At 43.5% G+C, this 18277-nt stretch carries 16 protein-coding genes; all 16 read right to left on the reverse strand.

Annotation, left to right across the window (positions count from 1 at the left end; all coding sequences use genetic code 11):
- Window positions 1-7: 7 nt before the first annotated feature.
- Entirely contained in the window at window positions 8-1216 is a 1209-nt protein-coding gene (locus QNI08_RS12470; protein WP_285767742.1) for an acetyl-CoA C-acyltransferase, read from the reverse strand.
- Window positions 1213-2085, reverse strand: a complete 873-nt coding sequence (locus tag QNI08_RS12475) for a 3-hydroxyacyl-CoA dehydrogenase (RefSeq protein WP_285767743.1) — start codon at window positions 2083-2085, stop codon at window positions 1213-1215. The genes QNI08_RS12470 and QNI08_RS12475 overlap by 4 nt, the downstream gene beginning before the upstream one ends.
- 117 nt (window positions 2086-2202) lie before the next feature.
- A complete protein-coding gene (locus tag QNI08_RS12480; protein ID WP_285767744.1) occupies window positions 2203-3720 on the reverse strand; it encodes an aldehyde dehydrogenase family protein in 1518 nt (505 codons plus the stop codon).
- A 23-nt stretch (window positions 3721-3743) separates the two neighbouring features.
- On the reverse strand, window positions 3744-4517 hold the full coding sequence (locus QNI08_RS12485) for an enoyl-CoA hydratase-related protein (RefSeq protein WP_285767745.1): 774 nt from the start codon (window positions 4515-4517) through the stop codon (window positions 3744-3746).
- 10 nt (window positions 4518-4527) lie between these two features.
- Window positions 4528-5304 carry an enoyl-CoA hydratase/isomerase family protein gene (locus QNI08_RS12490; protein WP_285767746.1) on the reverse strand — a complete coding sequence of 259 codons (777 nt, stop codon included), beginning with the start codon at window positions 5302-5304 and terminating at the stop codon, window positions 4528-4530.
- A complete protein-coding gene (locus tag QNI08_RS12495) occupies window positions 5301-5606 on the reverse strand; it encodes an EthD family reductase (protein WP_285767747.1) in 306 nt (101 codons plus the stop codon). The genes QNI08_RS12490 and QNI08_RS12495 overlap by 4 nt, the downstream gene beginning before the upstream one ends.
- A gap of 19 nt (window positions 5607-5625) precedes the next feature.
- Entirely contained in the window at window positions 5626-6123 is a 498-nt protein-coding gene (gene paaD, locus QNI08_RS12500) for a 1,2-phenylacetyl-CoA epoxidase subunit PaaD (protein WP_285767748.1), read from the reverse strand.
- A gap of 27 nt (window positions 6124-6150) precedes the next feature.
- Complete coding sequence (gene paaC, locus QNI08_RS12505) at window positions 6151-6951, reverse strand: 1,2-phenylacetyl-CoA epoxidase subunit PaaC (protein WP_285767749.1); 801 nt, start codon at window positions 6949-6951, stop codon at window positions 6151-6153.
- On the reverse strand, window positions 6941-7300 hold the full coding sequence (gene paaB / locus QNI08_RS12510; protein WP_285767750.1) for a 1,2-phenylacetyl-CoA epoxidase subunit PaaB: 360 nt from the start codon (window positions 7298-7300) through the stop codon (window positions 6941-6943). Before paaB ends, paaC begins: the two co-directional genes overlap by 11 nt.
- 14 nt (window positions 7301-7314) lie before the next feature.
- On the reverse strand, window positions 7315-8271 hold the full coding sequence (gene paaA, locus QNI08_RS12515; protein WP_285767751.1) for a 1,2-phenylacetyl-CoA epoxidase subunit PaaA: 957 nt from the start codon (window positions 8269-8271) through the stop codon (window positions 7315-7317).
- Between the two features lie 378 nt (window positions 8272-8649).
- A complete protein-coding gene (locus QNI08_RS12520; RefSeq protein WP_285767752.1) occupies window positions 8650-9978 on the reverse strand; it encodes a phenylacetate--CoA ligase family protein in 1329 nt (442 codons plus the stop codon).
- A 688-nt stretch (window positions 9979-10666) separates the two neighbouring features.
- Complete coding sequence (locus QNI08_RS12530) at window positions 10667-11920, reverse strand: pyridoxal-phosphate-dependent aminotransferase family protein (protein ID WP_285767753.1); 1254 nt, start codon at window positions 11918-11920, stop codon at window positions 10667-10669.
- Window positions 11921-12766: 846 nt separating this feature from the next.
- Window positions 12767-14938 (reverse strand): malate synthase G, encoded by a 2172-nt coding sequence (locus tag QNI08_RS12535; RefSeq protein WP_285767754.1) that lies wholly within the window; start codon window positions 14936-14938, stop codon window positions 12767-12769.
- 239 nt (window positions 14939-15177) lie between these two features.
- Window positions 15178-16482, reverse strand: a complete 1305-nt coding sequence (locus QNI08_RS12540) for a uracil/xanthine transporter (RefSeq protein ID WP_285767755.1) — start codon at window positions 16480-16482, stop codon at window positions 15178-15180.
- A gap of 173 nt (window positions 16483-16655) precedes the next feature.
- On the reverse strand, window positions 16656-17039 hold the full coding sequence (locus QNI08_RS12545; RefSeq protein ID WP_285767756.1) for a cupin domain-containing protein: 384 nt from the start codon (window positions 17037-17039) through the stop codon (window positions 16656-16658).
- Between the two features lie 120 nt (window positions 17040-17159).
- Complete coding sequence (allE, locus tag QNI08_RS12550) at window positions 17160-17924, reverse strand: (S)-ureidoglycine aminohydrolase (RefSeq protein WP_285767757.1); 765 nt, start codon at window positions 17922-17924, stop codon at window positions 17160-17162.
- Window positions 17925-18277: the final 353 nt, after the last annotated feature.

Consider the following 18277-nt stretch of genomic DNA (forward strand, 5'->3'; position numbering starts at 1 on the left):
TTCCATCTCAATCATCTTCCATATTTTCAATAATCGCGGAAATACCCTGCCCTACACCGACACACATCGTAGCTAGGCCGTAACGTACTTTCCGCTTTTTCATTTCGTGAACAAGTGTTGTTAATATACGTGCACCGCTTGCACCGAGGGGGTGGCCAAATGCGATGGCCCCGCCATTGACATTCACTTTTTCCTGATCCAGCTTCAATTGGCGGATACACTCGACCGATTGGGAGGCGAATGCCTCGTTCAATTCAATCAGTCCAAGGTCTTCAATCTTGATCTTCGCCCTCTCCATCGCTTTTTTAGTCGCATGAATCGGACCAAGGCCCATGATTGACGGTTCCAATCCGGCTACCGCGCCTGCCACATACTTAGCCAAAGGCATCAATCCAAGCTCGCGCGCCTTTTCTGCGCTCATTACCAGCAAGGCAGAAGCTCCATCGTTTACACCAGAGGCGTTACCTGCGGTAATAGTTCCTCCTTTGAAGATCGGTTTAAGTTTTTCCAGCTTTTCCATGGTCGTGTCAGGACGAGGATGTTCATCCTTAATGAAAATGATCTCTTTTCCTTTTCGATCGGTGATCCTGACTGGTATGATTTCATTGAAAAAGCGCTCATTTTCCACTGCATATCTCGCTCGTTGCTGGCTCTGGAGTGCGAATCGATCTTGTTCTTCCCTTGAAACGGAAAAGCGCTGGGCGACGTTTTCCGCTGTTTGGGGCATGGAATCCGCACCAAACATTTCTTTCAGCTTCTCATTCGTGAAGCGCCAGCCAATCGTCGTATCCTGGAGCTCCATCGCTCCCCGAGGAAATTCACTTTCAGGTTTGGCCATGACCAATGGCGCCCTTGTCATGCTTTCGGTGCCGCCTGCGATATAAATCTCTCCTTCTCCTGCAGCTATAGAGCGTGCAGCATACATGACGGCATCCAACCCAGATCCGCATAATCGATTAATGGTCGTTCCGGCCACAGTTACGGGAAGACCGCCCAATAACGCGGACATTCTCGCTACATTGCGATTGTCCTCCCCTGCTTGATTTGCATTGCCGAAGATGACATCATCAATTTGCTCTGGAGGAAGCGCCGGATTGCGATCCATCAGCGCCCTGATTACAATGGCACCGAGGTCATCCGGACGAACGCTCTTCAAAGCGCCTTTATATTTTCCGATTGGTGTTCTTACAGCATCGACAATCACGACATCCTTCATTTCCTCACCAGCTCTCCATCTTTCGTATAATCATAAACGCCCCTGCCAGACTTGCGGCCAAGCCTGCCCGCTTTAACATACTGTTCAAGCAGTGGCGCGGGACGATATTTTTCGCCAAGCTTGCTATGTAAATACCTTAGGTTATTTAAACGAGCATCCAATCCAACCAAATCCCCCAGCTCGAATGGACCCATTGGGTAATTCAGTCCTAGTTTAATGGCCTTATCGATTTCTTCTGGTGTCCCTAAACCCTCCTGAAGCATATAAAACGCCTCATTGCCTACGAGACAGCTGATCCTGCTTGTAACGAATCCAGGGAATTCATTGATGACAACGGTCTCTTTCCCCATTTTCCCGGCAACTTCCTTGATTATGGCTGCCGTTTCATCACTTGTTTCTAGGCCGCGTACAATTTCCACGAGCGGCATCTTTTGAACGGGATTAAAGAAATGCATGGCAATCGTTTTTTCGGGGCGTTTCCCATATGATCCAATTTCAGTCGGGCTCATGGTGGACGTATTCGTTGCAAAGTAACAGTCATTGCTTGCATATGCTTCAAGCGTTTCAAAAACGGCTTTCTTAATTTCCGCTTTTTCCGGAACGGCCTCTATGATTAAATCGGCAGCTGCAGCCGCTTCTTTCAAATTCGAAGAATATGAAAATCTGCTTTTTGCTGAAGCAGCTTCTTCCTTGGTGATTTTTTGATAGCGAACACCCTTCTCAAACATGGAATCAATCTCATTTTTTGCACTTTCCAATGCAGCCTGCTCCACGTCCACCAATAGTACGTCAAAGCCTCCAGTTGCCCCGACATAGGCTATCCCCCTGCCCATGACCCCAGATCCGACAATCACTAGATTACTAATCATCAATCAATCATTCCTCCTTTTACTTAAAGAAGGCCGGCTTCAACGACCCGGAAGCATTCAGCCATAGTTGAATTGCTTATCCGACAATCGTTTTGCCAGCCATCTATTCATGTTCGATTAAATGCCGAAAGGATTTAAAGGACGGCTTCCATGATAGGAAATGATGCTTTTCGTCTCTGTATAAAGATCCAGTGTTTCAATGCATAGCTCGCGTCCGAATCCTGATTGTTTATATCCTCCAAAAGGGGTGCCAGGAAAAGCGGAGAATGGGCAGTTCACCATGACGATTCCCGCTTCGATTTGATTGGCCACTCGGGTCGCACGTCCTCCATCCTTTGTCCAAAGCGCTGAACCTAAACCAAACTCTGTATCATTCGCGAGCCTGATGGCTTCCTTTTCATCCTTGAATTTCATAATGACGACCACGGGACCGAATATTTCCTCTTTCACTACATTCATATCATGATTGACATTGGCAATGACCGTCGGCTCAAACCAGTAGCCTCCTTCAAAGCCTTCAATGACCGCCTGCTTTCCGCCGGTTAGGATATCAGCACCATCCGAAATGGCCGATTGCACATAATTATTGATGACATCCAATTGGCCTTGATCTATGATTGCCCCGACATGCGTTTCTTTATCTAGTGGATTGCCCAGTTTCAGTTTTTTCGTTTTTTCCACGAACTTGGCAACGAATTCATCATAAATGTCTTCATGTACATATAGACGCGATCTCGCTTCGCAAGATTGTCCGGTATTGTAGAAAATGCCATATAGGGAGCCATCAATAGCTGCTTCAAGGTCGGCATCTTCAAAAACGATATTAGGAGATTTTCCGCCAAGCTCCAAGGTTACCCTCTTTAATGTTTGGGAGGCTTTACCCATGAGGTCCCTGCCAATTGGCGTAGAACCCGTGAAGGCGACCTTGTTCACATTAGGATGCTCGACTAGGTAATTCCCTACGTCCGCTCCAGGACCTGGGATGATATTGACCACTCCGGACGGAACACCCGCTTCCAAACAGATTTCCCCTAAGACGATGGCAGTCAGCGGCGTTAAGGAAGCCGGCTTCACGATTACCGAGCAGCCAACTGCAATCGCAGGGGCAATTTTCCAAGCTGCCATCATCATCGGATAATTCCAAGGAATGATTTGGGCACAAACACCGACTGGCTCTTTCTCCGTATAGTTATGGAATTGGCCAGGAACATTATTGACAGATCCGCGGTGCGCAACTAAAGCACCTGCATAAAATTCGAAATCCTCTATCGCCTGCATAACTTGCCCCTGTGCTGCCGAGATGGATTTTCCGCTGTTCAACACTTCCAATTCAACCAACTCATTGAAGCGGGAACGCATGATTGCTGCAATTTTGTTCAACACACGGGACCGCTTATTAATCGGGGTTTTCTTCCATTTTCCTCTATCGAACGCATCACGTGCAGCTTGAACCGCCTTTTCCGCATCTTCCCTTGTCGCTTTTGCCACCTTGGCGATGACCTCCCCAGTGGCTGGATTGCACGCATCAATCGTCGATCCGTTAGAGCTTTCCACTCTTTCCCCATTAATGATCAGGTGGTAATAATCACGTTTCGTTTCCGCTTTTTCAAATGCCGCCTCTTGAACTTTAACCATGTAACCCCACTCCTTCTTTCATTTTATTTTCCTATGAACCGAGCTTTCCTTTTTTCCATGAAAGCTGCCACACCCTCAGCAAAGTCCTGCGTCAAACCGGCGATTCGCTGGCCTTCTGCTTCTTCGGTTAAGTATTCATCCAATGAAAGATGATAGGTTGCCTCTAAGTATCTTTTAATCAAGCCGATGGCTTTCGTCGGTTTGACTGCAATATTTTCTGCAAAGGCTTTCAGCTGTTGGCTCCATTCATCCACGCTGATCACTTTTGTTGCAAGCCCGATGGCTTTTGCCTCGGATGCCGAGACCTTATCACCCAATAAGGATAGTTCCAAGGCTTTCGCATGCCCAACGATTCGGGTGAGGTAATATAGATTGCCTGAATCAGGTATCAAGCCGATGTTGACAAAAGCATTCACAAAACTGGCATTTTCGGAAACTAGCCGGAAATCGCATGCCAGAGCCAGGCTGAAGCCCGCTCCGGCTGCCACACCGTTTACTGCTGCTATGATAGGTTTATCGCAGCTCGCCAGTTGCTGCATCATCGGGCCGTAATCTTCACGCAGCACTTGACCTAGATGCTTGCTTTCATCCACTTCCGATAAATCTTGTCCCGAGCAAAATGCCCTGCCTTCCCCGGTGATGATAATTGCGCGCACATCATCAGAACCAGCAGATGCTTTGATCGCTTTCTGTATTTCCCTATTCATTTGGGAAGTGAAGGCATTAAGTTTACCTGGACGGTTCAAAGTAAGCCACGCCACGCCATCTTCAACCCTATATGTGATCGTTTCGTACATAGAGCACTCCTTATCCGCCAGTGAATTTAGGCTTTCTTTTTTCAACAAACGCACTCATTCCTTCTTTTTGATCCGTTGAGGCAAAAAGAAGGTAGAAGTTCTTCCTTTCAAACTGCATCCCTTCATATAAGGAATAGTCCACGGCTTTATTGACGGACTCCTTAATCAGCCTAACCGCGAGCGGAGGCTGCTTCGCAATTTTTCCGGCAAATTCCACCGCTTCTTCCATTAACAATTCCGGTGCGACGATTTTATTGATGAAACCATAATGCAGGGCTGACTTTGCATGGATCCTTTCTGCCGTCAATATCCATTCAAGCGCTTTTGTTTTGCCGACCAATTTCGTCAATCTCTGCGTTCCTCCTGCACCAGGCATGACTCCTAGCGTTACTTCCGGAAAGGAAAATTGTGTATCACTTGCAGCAATCAAGAAATCACAGGCTAAAGCAAGCTCGAAGCCACCACCGAATACAAAGCTTTTCACAGACCCGATTATTGGTTTCCTGACTAAACTGATTCGATCCCAATCGGCAAATTGATTCGTTAGCTCCAAAGTGATTGGGCTGTCATTCACCATCTCGTCAATATCGGCTCCGGCAGAAAATGCCTTTCCATTGCCTGTCAGCAATATCACCTTCACATCGGGATTGATGTCGAATGCTTCCATCGTCGAAACGACTTCACTGATCATCTTCCTGTTCAGGGCATTCAATTGCTTTGGCCTGTTCAGGAAGATGAATCCAATGCCATCCTTGATCGACGTCTCGATGAATTGAGACGCATTCATTTCACTTCTTCACCGATCATCATCGTTACCAGCTTCCCTGCAAAGCCCATCAAATCTTTCCCAGACGCTTTCCCTTCCGGCGAGCGCATTCCTTGTTGGAGAGCATCATGATCTTCATAATACATTTCACATAGAATGTGATATTCAGAGTCTTTGCCCATCGGTGTCCCTACTATTTTGGTAACCTCCATTTTTTGAAGCCCAGGGATCTTCCCGGTTAACGGACCATGGACATTGAAGTAGTGCTCGTCGAATTCTTCCTTGTTTTCAGGTTGTTTATAAAGGGCGATTAGTTTTACCATTTTAGAAAACCTCCATATATTAGATCATTTTTATCATTGGTTTCATTGCTTCGAACGGATTTTTACATGCTTTGCAATATAAGATGCTGCGACAAGCCGTGGGGCCGAATATATTCTCCATCGTGACAAATGTTGATTCACAATAAGGGCAATCGATATGCCATGACCCATCTTTTTTCATTTGCTTGGGAGGGGGGGATATCCCGAATGCCTTCAATCCAGCTTTCCCCTTTTCTGTAATCCGATCTGACGTCCAGGAAGGTGCGCGCAAAAATTCAACACTTACATTCCTCACGATGGGATGCTGTTTTAAAGCCCTTTCTACATTTTTCTGAATGATTGACAATGCCGGGCATCCTAAAAAGGTGGGCAGCATTTGCACCGTTACGTCCGGACCCGTAACCGTCACGTCTTCAACCATCCCTAAATCCAGAATGCTCACTGTATCGATTTCGGGATCTTTTACGTCTTCCAGAAGCTTATATATTTCATCTGCATTTATCAGTACGGTCGACATGATACCCCTCCCCCCGTTTCTTCCATTTCACCATGAAGCAGCTTTATCGGATGCATACACTTCGCTTAATGTGTCAAGCGCCGTTTTTAAATCCTCCGTATGCACGCCGTTTCTTCCATCACCCTTTTCCATTCCAATTTCAAATGTGGTAGCTACGCCTACACTTTCGAAAATCGGGGTGACGGCATCGATCCATTTCTTTTGTATGGCAGCTTCACCCTCTATCAAGCCTTGCTCCACCATTTCTTCTCCGAATTGCCCGAGTGAAAATATTCCAGCGAAATCCGGTAAGGTTTTCTCAATTGCTGTTTTCATTCTCGAAACCGCTTCCTTGTGCCCGGAACCAAGCAATTGGACGAACCATACTTTCCAGTGCATCAAATGGTAGTAAAGCTCCATCTGTACCTTTTGTGCCACTTCAGCAAGCGGTGCATATGAGCTGGATTGCAGCGATTGAATCCTGATCGCTTTGGCCTGGGTGTAAAAATAATTCCGTACCACCGCAAAGGCCCAGTCATAATCCGGATCTTTCATATAATGTCCGGGGCCATTGGCAGCTTCAAGAATGATGGCATTGCGTCTTTCATGGGCCTGACGGTCATGGGCAAGCCAATCTGCCGTTCCCTCACCGATTTCTTCCAATAATTTGTAATATATTACGGCATGCCCCATCGTATCTTGGGCTATCGAGGAGGAAGCAACATCTTCCTCGATATGAGGGGCAAGACCCAGCCATTCGGACCCCCGATATGCATGGATGAAATCATCATCTGCCAATTGAAGCAGTAATTCCTTGATTGCCAAGTTCTTCAATGATTCATTCTCCATTTTTCACTCCTCCCGCCCAAGACATTATTTCTTTTTCGTCGAGCATATCCTGCTCATACTTCCGCCATTTTTTCTTTAAGTATCCATATCCCTTTGTGGTCCTGTAATCTTTGTTGTCCATACGCTGAAGCGTTTTCTTTTCATCCGCCGTCATTTTCCGTATGTTCTGTCTTTTGACGATCCAAATATCATCAACTGCTTCGCGTCTCATGAAATTCTCTTGTGCCATCATGATGGCAATATCCTCATTTGGGGCCAGCAGGCTATAATGATATTGGACCGGAGCGGATTTTGTTTTACGGCTAAATACTTCAAATTCCTCAAAGTAAGCTTCTTGTCTAGGTTCCATTCCTACCGCCTCCCTTAAATGACCTTTGGAGCCAAGGCTTCCCTTACCCATTTATTATTTTCATAGGAAATTCTTCGGAGCTTCAATCGATCCTGCGAGCGAGGTCCTTCATTCCTTGCCAGCACCTTCAATTTGCTCCAATCAGGCTGCTGGTAAATCCAGGTTTTTGATTCTTCATCAAATCGAAGGGTTTCATCCGGGATGGTATATCCGAGCGAAAGGATTCGCTTCACATATTTGGAAAAGAAGGCCTGACGAAGCTCCTCGTTCGTACTCGTTCTGATTTTGTACCTGATCGTTACATCCTGTTTGGATGAGCCCACCTCCTTCTTGCTGGGGGGCCCAAAGAATAGCAACAATGATTCCCACCAATAATCGATCGAGTCTTGAACCAATTTTCTTTGTTCTTTCGTGCCCTCGGCCAAAGCCATGATGATCGCCTCCCCATGTTGGGCATGAAAAACTTCTTCGGCACAAATCCGGTGTAATGCGCGGGAATACGGTCCGTATGAAGCGCCTAGCATGTTCGTTTGGGAAATGATCGCCGCCCCATCAACGAGCCAGCCGATCAATCCAGCATCACCCCATGTCTTGGCCTCCATATGGAAGACGTTATGGAACTTGAGATCTCCATTGAACAAATCCTGCATAAGATCCTCCCGTTTTTTGGCAAACGGCCTCAGCAAATCCTCGACGACACGAAGCAATAATTGTCCATGACCCATCTCATCCTGCACCTTAGCCATGATTCCAAGTTTCCTATTTAATGTCGGAGCTTTGGGCACCCATTCCTTTTCTGGAAGTGCGCCCATGATTTCACTGATGCCATGCATGGAAATCAACTTGATGAGAGTCCCTCGATAATCTTCAGGCATCCAATCATCAGCTTCTATCTTTTCCCCAGCATCGATTCTGGCAATGAAATGTTTCAGCTTCTCTTGCTCAGCCATCTCATTTAAAAGAACGTTCATCAGAAACACCTCTTATCGACTAATTAATATAACGTATAATTAACGTTATTATATTTTATTGTTATATCAAATGCAAGACTATTCGGTCTTTTTAAAGATAAAGGTAATTGCCGGAAGGATTAACTTTATACAAATTCGGCTTAAACGGAGCCTTATCCACTTTGAACGAGTTCGTTGGAAAGTCTTACAGCGCATCATCCAAGTCATTCGATAAATCATTGACCCCGGGCGATCGCCAATAATCGCCCCATCATCCAATCGGAATCACCTTAACGGCTCCTACAGTATCATATTATTTAGACTTCCAATCGTCCTTTTCCGAAGTATAAGGTCCAAAGCGACCGCCGCCAATCATGTAGCTCCAACAGCATTTACCGGTCATATACTAAGAATTTCACCCTTGCGTTTATCAACAACACGAATCGCTTTTCCTTCGGACCGGGGAATGCTTTTCGGGGTATTAACAACGATATCCATCGTTACAAGACATGTCGATTTCATTTGCTGCTGCAGTCTTTTCCTTAATTCCCCTACTTTTTCGTGAGCTAAATTTTCGTCAATCCTCTTATAGAAACCGCTTTCAATTTCAATGTGCAGCTCAACGCTGTCCATTAGGCCCCTCTTCACCAGGTGGATCTGATAATGAGGGACGATTCCTTCCATTTTGAGTAACACACGCTCGATTTCAGACGGAAATACATTTACTCCTCTTACTATGATCATATCATCGGTCCTGCCCTTAACGCGGGACATCCTTGTGGTGGTCCGCCCGCATACGCACTTTTCACGAGTAATGGAAGCGATATCCCCAGTACGATAGCGAATGATCGGAAGTGCTTCCTTCGTAAGGCTTGTAAAGACAAGTTCCCCGTCCTCGCCTTCCTCTACATGTTCAAGGGTATCGGGATTAATGACTTCAACAAGGAAATGGTCTTCTGCAATATGAAGCCCATTCTGCGCTTCATGACATTCAATCGCCACTCCTGGCCCCATGATTTCACTAAGTCCGTAAATATCAACCGCCTTCAACTTCAATTTCTTCTCAAGTGTCGCTCTCATTTCCTCTGACCATGGCTCAGCTCCGAATATTCCATATTCAAGCCCATTATCAGCGGGATCTATCCCGATCTCTTCCATTTTATCAGCAATATTCAAGATATAAGATGGTGTTCCGCAGATGCCCCTAGGCTTGAAATCATTGATGATCGTAATTTGACGATCGGTATTCCCCCCAGAAATGGGCACAGTGGCGACTCCTAATTTCTCTGCCCCGCAATGTAGGCCAAGTCCGCCTGTGAACAACCCGTAACCATAGGCGTTATGGAAAATATCCGACTCCCTCCCGCCGGCAGCTACAATCCCGCGCGCGACGATCGTTGCCCAATTTTCCAGATCGTTTTTCGTATACCCCACTACGGTAGGTTTCCCGCTCGTTCCGGATGAAGCATGAATCCTTATTACCTCTTCCATCGGGACGGCGAATAACCCGAATGGATATTGATCACGGAGAGTCTGTTTTTTTGTAAATGGCAGCTTCGTCACATCCTGCAATGATTGAATATCTACAGGATCAAGGCCCACCTCTGAAAATTTTTCTCTGTAATAAGGGACCTTTTCATTTACATAACTTATCGTTTTTTTCAGGCGCGCCAATTGCATACTTTCCATTTCGGCACGGGTAGCCGTTTCAACTTCCGGATTATACATGATTTCAAGTCCCCCTCTTTTTGCTCATTTACCAGATCATCTTTATTCATAACATTATTAATACGAAAAATAAATTATCGTTATACTTATTTTTAAGAGTAATACGCTATTTTCACCCTGTCAATGATATTATTTGAATTTAAAGAAAATTTAAATTTATCATGAACATAATTTCAGACTATATTAAATTTACTATGATATATCAAATATACAACCAGTATTTTACAACATTCTATACAAAAAAAGGCGGGATCCCGATCAGGAATCCCCCCATATAATGAACTCTATTGCCCCGACCTTATTTACGAAGCCTATTTCCTAGGTACTCGTGCTTTGCTAAAAAAGGAACGGCCTATTTATATGCGTTGCTAATGTTTCGAACACACTTCAAAAAAATATATGTATGACAAGATCTCTCAGCTCATAAGGGCATCGTGGAAGGCCGGAAAAAACCTATCGAATTTCCCTGCACCATTCCTCTTAATCCAAAGTCTATAACCGACTTCAGCTCACCGAGCCTGACCTTTTCAAGGAAAGCCTTTCGCTCGACCGTTGAAGGAATTACATTCAACGAGATATCGAAATATGTGGTGCAGCCTCCCCGCCGACATCAGTGCAACCCAGTTTCAAAGCACTGAACTAGTCAGGTTAACTGAAGATGCACCAGGACATAAATTACTTAAAGAGATCATCGCGCTGCTACCAGTTTCTCCGTCTTTCCTGCGTACACATCCAATGCAGCCTGCAAAGCCTCGCCCCGATTAACTTGGAACCCCTGGCGCAAAAGAACAGCCTCGAAGGAAGCCAATACGAACAGGATGTTTTCTTTCCTGCAGCTGAATCCCATGGTCCCGATCCTCCAAATTTTCCCGTGAAGCGGACCGAACGATGAGGCGATTTCGATGCCAAATTCATTCAAAAGCATGGACCTTACAGCTTCACCATCGATTCCTTTTGGAATTTCGATGCAGGTTACACACGGAAGTTTGTTTTTCCCATCCCCGAATAATGTAAGCCCCATTGCCTTGATCCCTTCAACAAGAGCGGATTCGTGAAGTTGGTGACGGGCAAAACGCGTTTCCAGCCCTTCTTCGAGTACAAGGCGCAACCCTTCACGCAGCGCATAAATCATGGAAGTAGCTTCTGTATGGTGATTCAAACGGCGCGGTCCCCAATAATCCTGCAGCATGCTTAAATCAAAATAATTACTGGCAATCGTCGGACGCAATGAAACGTTTTGGTTGTCTTCATCCGTGGCAATTCCACGCTCCACCTTTTTGCGGGCCTGGATGATCTCTTCAATTCGCTCATTATACGTAATCGGTGCCATACCCGGAGGAACGGATAAGCATTTTTGTGTTCCGCCAATCAATCCATCAATACACCATTCATCCACTTTTACATCAGTGCCCCCGATGGAGGCAACCGCATCCACCACAAGCAGGACTCCCAGCTCACGGCAAGCGAGCCCGATTTCCTTCATGGGCTGCATACAGCCAGTGGAAGTTTCCCCATGGACGATTGCTGTTATTTTAGGGGAGACCTTCTTGATTTCCGCGATGACTGCTTCCGGCTCGAATACCTCTCCCCAAGGACATTCCATCGTGTGGACCTCTGCTCCGTATCGCTCACAAATTTCCACCAACAAATGACCGAACCTGCCGAAAATAGGAACCAGAACCTTATCTCCTGGCTCAATGAGGCTGCATAGAATTGCTTCATTCCCCGATCTTGAGGTGCCGTCTATCGGGAACGCCCATTTATTTTTTGTTTGAAAAACCGAACGCAGCATTTCCATCACTTCATTCATGATCGTAGTGAAAGCAGGATCGAATTGTCCTAATATCGGTGTACTCATCGCCCTTAGGACACGCGGGTCCACTTCGACAGGTCCCGGTGTCATGATCGTTCTCAACGGTGCATCCAATTCTGAATATAGCATGTCATCCAACTCCTTTAATAGGTAATATATATAGTATCTGACTTTAAAAGTCGATCACCTTTCCATATCCGCAACACTAAGCATTCCTCAGGTTATTGAAGTGAACCTTTACCTGGAAGCAAGCCAGATCCATTCGAATCAAACACCTGTGCATCATACCTGGCTCCGCTGACCAACTCTTGGTAAGGTATATTCTCGCTTCAGCCATTCTGCCAAACGTCGAAACAAAATCCTTACCTGCAATTACGAAGCAAAACCGATAGCATCCTTCAAATTGCTTCCGCTATCAAATAAGGTTTCCGGGACATATTATCACGGGGTCCCGCGATGGCTTTTGGTTGCCCCAAAGGGTGCTGATCATTTTATCATCGAACGCTGCAGACTCCTTTTATTTTATGAAGCTTTCGTTTCGATTACCGATCACACCGCTTCCCTTCTCAGCATCCATTCTCATTATGGATATCCACAAAATTTATAACATCTATTATTTTACTTGCTTTCGCATTTTACTTCATTGACAAATCTGTTAGTATTTTGGTGTTTTTTTGTGCAAAATAACCAATTGAAGCAAATTGATTATGTTAAAAATATTCAGATTTCCATGATTGAGAGAAGGGATGCTTTTTGTTATAGTTAGCATATTATCATATTTCACTGGTGTTTTTATGAATGAAGATACTCCTTATACCGTCCATATCGATTTCTTATGGTCTGCGAGCCTAATAATACTGATTCTTATTATCTCTAATTGTTTACTTGTCTTCTTATTGGTATAAAAAAAACCAAAAGCGGGGAACAAGTAATGTTGATTACTTGTTCCCCACTTTTTTGAATTGAGCATTTATGTTAATCCAACTTATTTTTCTTCGCTTCTATGCGCCATCGATGCAGGATAGGCTCAGTATACCCATTTGGTTGGTCATAGCCTTGAAACACTAGGTCGCATGCAGCTTGAAACGCCGCTGATTTGTCGTAATTTACCGCGATACATCGATATGATGGATCTCCAGTGTTTTGTTCATCCACTACTTTAGCCATTCGTTGTAAAGTCTCGAAAACCTGTTCTTTCGTACAAATTCCGTGATGAAGCCAGTTAGCTATATGCTGACTCGAAATCCTTAGTGTGGCACGGTCTTCCATCAATCCTACATTGTTGATATCCGGTACTTTGGAACAACCAATTCCTTGATCGATCCAACGTACAACATAACCGAGGATACCTTGAGCATTGTTATCTAGCTCTTGCTGGATTTGTTCCGGACTCCATTCAAGGTTTTGAGCCACTGGGATTTCTAACATATCATCGCGTAAATTTACTGGATTCTTTTTCAACCCAGCTTGTACCTTTTTTACATCCACTTGATGATAATGAAGGGCATGCAATGTCGCCGCCGTTGGTGAAGGCACCCATGCTGTATTGGCCCCTGCTTTCACATGCCCAATCTTTTGCGTTAGCATTTCCGCCATCATATCAGGTATTGCCCACATTCCTTTACCAATTTGAGCACGATCTTGAAAGCCCGTTGCCAATCCTACAAGCACATTCGATTTTTCATAACCTTGCAGCCACTTTGTTCCTTTCATGTGATTTTTAAGGATCATGGGTCCGGCTTCCATGGAAGTATGGATTTCGTCTCCAGTTCGATCTAAGAACCCGGTATTAATAAATGCCACTCTATCTTTCACTTGGCGGATACAAGCTTTCAAATTTAATGAGGTCCGTCGTTCTTCGTCCATAACACCAATTTTCAGCGTATTTCTCTGAAGCCCAAGCATATCTTCCACCCGATCAAAGAGTTCATTGGCAAAAGCCACCTCCTCGGATCCATGCATTTTTGGCTTAACGATATAAACTGAACCTTTAGAGGAATTATAATATTTCCCATTACCTAACAAGGAATGTTTGGCAAGTAAACTAGTCACGACTGTATCCATAATCCCTTCAGGAATTTCCTCACCATTTGCATCAAGGACAGCATTTGTTGTCATTAAGTGTCCCACGTTACGGATAAACATCAGCGAACGGCCTGGCAAAGAGAATACTTCTCCATCTGGTGTTCTGTATAGACGATCCGGATTCAATGTACGGGTCATCATTTCATCATCCTTTTTGAAGGTTACAGTCAAATCCCCCCTCATAAGGCCTAACCAATTTCGATATACCAGGACTTTATCATCGGCATCCACTGCGGCAACCGAATCCTCACAATCCATTATGGCCGTAAGAGTAGATTCCATGAGGATGTCCTTGATGCCTGCCTGATCCATCTTGCCGATCATGTGACTTCGATCGATCTGAATTTCAAAATGCAAACCATTATTTCTTAATAATATAGCCAATGGCTTTTCGAATTCGCCTTGTATGCCAACTAGCTTAGATTCCTCTACTAAACTCGTAATTTGCCCATTTTGGAGTGTAACAGCTAATTTGCCATCTATTACTGCATAGTTCACAGCGTCTTTATGTGAATGGCCCTTTAAAGGAGTTACTTGGTCAAGAAAATCCTTTGCATATGAAATGACTTCTTCACCGCGAATTTCATTGTATCGCCCTTCTTGGTAAGCTCCTCCTTTTTCGCTAATAACATCTGTTCCATAAAGGGCATTATAAAGACTTCCCCACCTTGAATTTGATGCATTGATTGCATAACGGGCATTATCAACTGGGACAACTAGCTGGGGACCCGCTTGGAAGGCTATTTCATCATCTACGTCTTCTGTCGTAATATGAAAGTCTTCTCCTTCTGGTTCGAGATAGCCAATTTCCTGTAAAAATGATTTGTATTCAGCAACGTCCATTTCTTTATTTTCTCTATGCCATGTATTGATTTTTGTTTGAATTTCATCACGACGGGCTAACAATCTTTTGTTTTTGGGAGACAGGTCATGTATTAATTTTTCAAAATCAACCCAAAATTGTTCCTGCTTCAGGCTGCTTCCTGGAATCCCATTTTTATTGATAAATTCAAAAAGGACAGGAGCCACTTGAAGATGACCTACTTTTACATAGTGTTCCATCCTGCATTCCTCCTTTATATTAGTTTGACTGCAAAACGCCTAGTTCAATACAAAAAGTGTTGTCGGTTACTCAAGTTCCTAATTTATGGTTTTATTTTCTTATGATCCATTTCAAGTTTACCGTTAGCCTCAACAGATGTCCAAAATAGTAAATATTATCCGAACTCCTTTTTCCTCAAGAAATTAAATTTTTCCTTTTTAGAGCATTGCTCGTTGATCATTTTCCGGTGGTATATCGGTTACTGCCTTATTTCCAAATTACTTGTTAACTTATTCCAATCTATAAGTTTTTCCAAAAAGATCGATATAATGACACCCATTATGAGACCATTTGCAATGAAAGGCTGCAAGAGAACTGGAATACTGCCGAATGATGCTGGCGGGATATTCATAATGCTAACTCCAACGAGCACCGGGCCCGCTAAACGGAGTATCGTTTCAGAGTTGAAAAACGTTCCTTTTAGGCTGTTTAATGCGGTCCCAAACAATTGAAGGTATGCGACAAATAAAACAGCGTTACCTACTGTCAGTGGTATGGTTCCCAAGAACCTCCCTAATGGCGGAATAACTCCAAGGAGAATAAACAAGGACCCGCCTATGACAAAAGGCGTTCGTTTTAATAACTTGGTACTTTGTAAAAACCCTATTGTAGATGTAAATGGCGTGAAAGGGACCAAGCCAAAAATCGACGAGATAAATGCAAAAATACCTGTTACAAAAATAGATCTTCTGTATTGACTATTTTCCGCCTTCTCCTTGTAAACATCTGCCACAGCTTGAATAGAAGCAAAAGAATTCGTTAAATTCAGAAGGACCGCAAAAAAGGAGACAAGAATAATACCAATATTCAAGTTTGGAGTTCCAAGTGGAAAGAAAGTGAAAGCCATGCCTGAAGAATTAGCCGCCGAAAGGTCTGATGGGAAAATAATTCGATAAAATGACCACCCTACGATAATTCCGATGAGGATTGAAAAATTGGCTAGTATTTTCCCTCCCTTAATCCTTAAAAAGCCAACGAAGATGACAATCAAGATTGAAAACAAACTGACAGGGAGATCAATCGTTCCACTTTCGGTTATTTTGAACATACCTTTGAAGAAAATAAAGATGAGCTGAAAGGTTAGCAAAAATATATAAACACTTATCACCATCGGTTTAATTACTTTCTGTATGACATAAATCAGGTTAAATGCTGCAAGCAGGACAGTTACAGCTCCTGCCAGCAGAATACCTGTTGCTATTCCCCCTCCTACGGTTGCAAAATCCAATCCGAGTGCAGATGCCGAGATGCCCATATTTATCATCAAACCCCACATTAGCCCCGAATGGCTATCCAATAATGGATAACGATGCCCTATCCATGCCTGCACAATAGAGGATATCCCTGTAAAGATGAAGGAGCATCGTATTGTCATTTCAATTGTTTCCGAAGGAAGCTGGAATGCTGCTCCTACAGAAATCGGTACGACAACTGTATTGGCAAAAATAAAAAAAAGCCACTGTAAAGAAGACAATATTGTTACAGTAACTCCCTGCTGTTTCATCCTGATCATCACCATTTCCTTTATAAGATCTGTTTGCATTTCCTTTGGAATCCATAGTTTCTACGTAAAAATGCAAATCATCTCGTTTTAATAAAAATATAAGCGAAGCGCGGTTTTCATTCCACTCGCTTCGCCTTAATCACTTTTTTTGAAAGCAGAATCTTTAGCCTTTTTTAATATCTTGTAATATCCATTGGCAATGTCCCTGCCGCAAAGCCTACAAACATGAATCGACTGTTTCCTGTATTGCGCATTCCATGGATTTGATTAGGCTTGGCCAATACTACCATTCCTTTTTTGATCGTAATTTCATTCTCTAAATCTGGAAAGTAAGTTCCTTCCCCCTCAATGCAAACCCAAATATCATCAACGTTCGAATGAGAATGTAAATATACTTCCTGCTCAGGTTCTAGACACCAAACAGCCCCAACCGTTTTATCCGTTTCATAGAAATAGTTTTTTTGTGGTACATTAGAATCGAATTTTGCTATTTTATCGATTTCAAAAACTCTTTCCTCTATTATCGATTTTGTGTTCAAAATTGTATTCTGGTCCATTTCTCAGCACCTCTTTACTATTTAATGGGTTTGAATTATACCTACCGAATCTCCCGATATTACAGCTCAGCCTGCCCGCATTGTCGGGATCTGCTCATTTCTCCAAAGTGATGTGGCTTTTTACAAGGATGCGTCACGATTACAATCTTTAGAGTAAACATAGGTTAAATTTCCTCTACCTACCGCATAGGCTGCTTGATGTACATATGGACCCATAAAAATGTAATCTCCTTTCTTTACAGGAACCCACCGATTATCCAGATTATACATCCCTTCTCCCGAGAGTAAGTAGGCGCCATGTTCTTGTACATGTGTTTCGATGAACGGATGGGATGCTGCAGGATCAAAGGAAAGAATATGAAAATTCATATCAAAATCTATATCAGCGGGCAAAAGATCTTTAAGATGGACATTATGCATATCATCATAAATCCTGAATTCAATATTATTCGCATGGTTTGAATGAACCCATGGACTCCTTCCTTCAAGAGGACGATATTTTTGCTTATATAGAAATAGTTTGGATTCTCCATCCGATTGGTTTTCTAAATACATCTTTTTCCCTGGCGGACAGTATAAATACCCGCTCTCCTCGAGGGCAAACTCTTGCTCACCTGCAGCAGCTTTTATTTTCCCTTCAATAACATAGACAAATGTCTCTACATCTTCTTGTCCGCCAAACCCCTCGCTGTTCTTTCCTTCCTTTTGCATGGTCACAATGTAATCGACAAAGCTTGCTCCAAGCTTAGGAGAACCCAAAATGGAAATGATACAATTCTCGAATCCTGGAACAACATTATTCACCAATCCTTCAGGTGCAATTAAAGCATATTTACCGTGCTCGATTATTGATCTGCTTGCTAATAAATCTTTAGGATAACCCATCTTTTAAACTCTCCCTTTAACCATATTTTTTGAGTATTCATTTGACACCAATCAACGTTTTAATCGTGAGCAAGTATAAGCATGTGAATCCTGGTGTGCCCTGTTACCGAAAATAGATTAACTCGTCTCTTATATAAATGTTAAACGCTTTCATTTAAATAGTCATTATGCCTAATTGATAAAAATGATTATGTTTTTTGTCTATAATAGATAAAACCCCTATTTATTTCTTCATCCGATATTTCCTATTTTAGGAAACATGACCACAGTGTTCTTTATAGGCCTTGATTGTGTACGCCTGAAAAAATGCATGAAAGAGAAGCAGCTGTTTAAATGATTAAGATTTTCTTAGT

This window comes from Peribacillus folii (assembly GCF_030271255.1).
Taxonomy (GTDB): Bacteria; Bacillota; Bacilli; order Bacillales; family DSM-1321; genus Peribacillus.

Coding starts and splice junctions, on each gene's coding strand:
- QNI08_RS12470 (WP_285767742.1), bottom strand. CDS start 1,216: ATGAAGGATGTCGTGATTGTCGATGCTGTAAGAACACCAATCGGAAAA.
- QNI08_RS12475 (WP_285767743.1), bottom strand. CDS start 2,085: ATGATTAGTAATCTAGTGATTGTCGGATCTGGGGTCATGGGCAGGGGG.
- QNI08_RS12480 (WP_285767744.1), bottom strand. CDS start 3,720: ATGGTTAAAGTTCAAGAGGCGGCATTTGAAAAAGCGGAAACGAAACGT.
- QNI08_RS12485 (WP_285767745.1), bottom strand. CDS start 4,517: ATGTACGAAACGATCACATATAGGGTTGAAGATGGCGTGGCGTGGCTT.
- QNI08_RS12490 (WP_285767746.1), bottom strand. CDS start 5,304: ATGAATGCGTCTCAATTCATCGAGACGTCGATCAAGGATGGCATTGGA.
- QNI08_RS12495 (WP_285767747.1), bottom strand. CDS start 5,606: ATGGTAAAACTAATCGCCCTTTATAAACAACCTGAAAACAAGGAAGAA.
- paaD (WP_285767748.1), bottom strand. CDS start 6,123: ATGTCGACCGTACTGATAAATGCAGATGAAATATATAAGCTTCTGGAA.
- paaC (WP_285767749.1), bottom strand. CDS start 6,951: ATGGAGAATGAATCATTGAAGAACTTGGCAATCAAGGAATTACTGCTT.
- paaB (WP_285767750.1), bottom strand. CDS start 7,300: ATGGAACCTAGACAAGAAGCTTACTTTGAGGAATTTGAAGTATTTAGC.
- paaA (WP_285767751.1), bottom strand. CDS start 8,271: ATGAACGTTCTTTTAAATGAGATGGCTGAGCAAGAGAAGCTGAAACAT.
- QNI08_RS12520 (WP_285767752.1), bottom strand. CDS start 9,978: ATGTATAATCCGGAAGTTGAAACGGCTACCCGTGCCGAAATGGAAAGT.
- QNI08_RS12530 (WP_285767753.1), bottom strand. CDS start 11,920: ATGCTATATTCAGAATTGGATGCACCGTTGAGAACGATCATGACACCG.
- QNI08_RS12535 (WP_285767754.1), bottom strand. CDS start 14,938: ATGGAACACTATGTAAAAGTAGGTCATCTTCAAGTGGCTCCTGTCCTT.
- QNI08_RS12540 (WP_285767755.1), bottom strand. CDS start 16,482: ATGAAACAGCAGGGAGTTACTGTAACAATATTGTCTTCTTTACAGTGG.
- QNI08_RS12545 (WP_285767756.1), bottom strand. CDS start 17,039: ATGGACCAGAATACAATTTTGAACACAAAATCGATAATAGAGGAAAGA.
- allE (WP_285767757.1), bottom strand. CDS start 17,924: ATGGGTTATCCTAAAGATTTATTAGCAAGCAGATCAATAATCGAGCAC.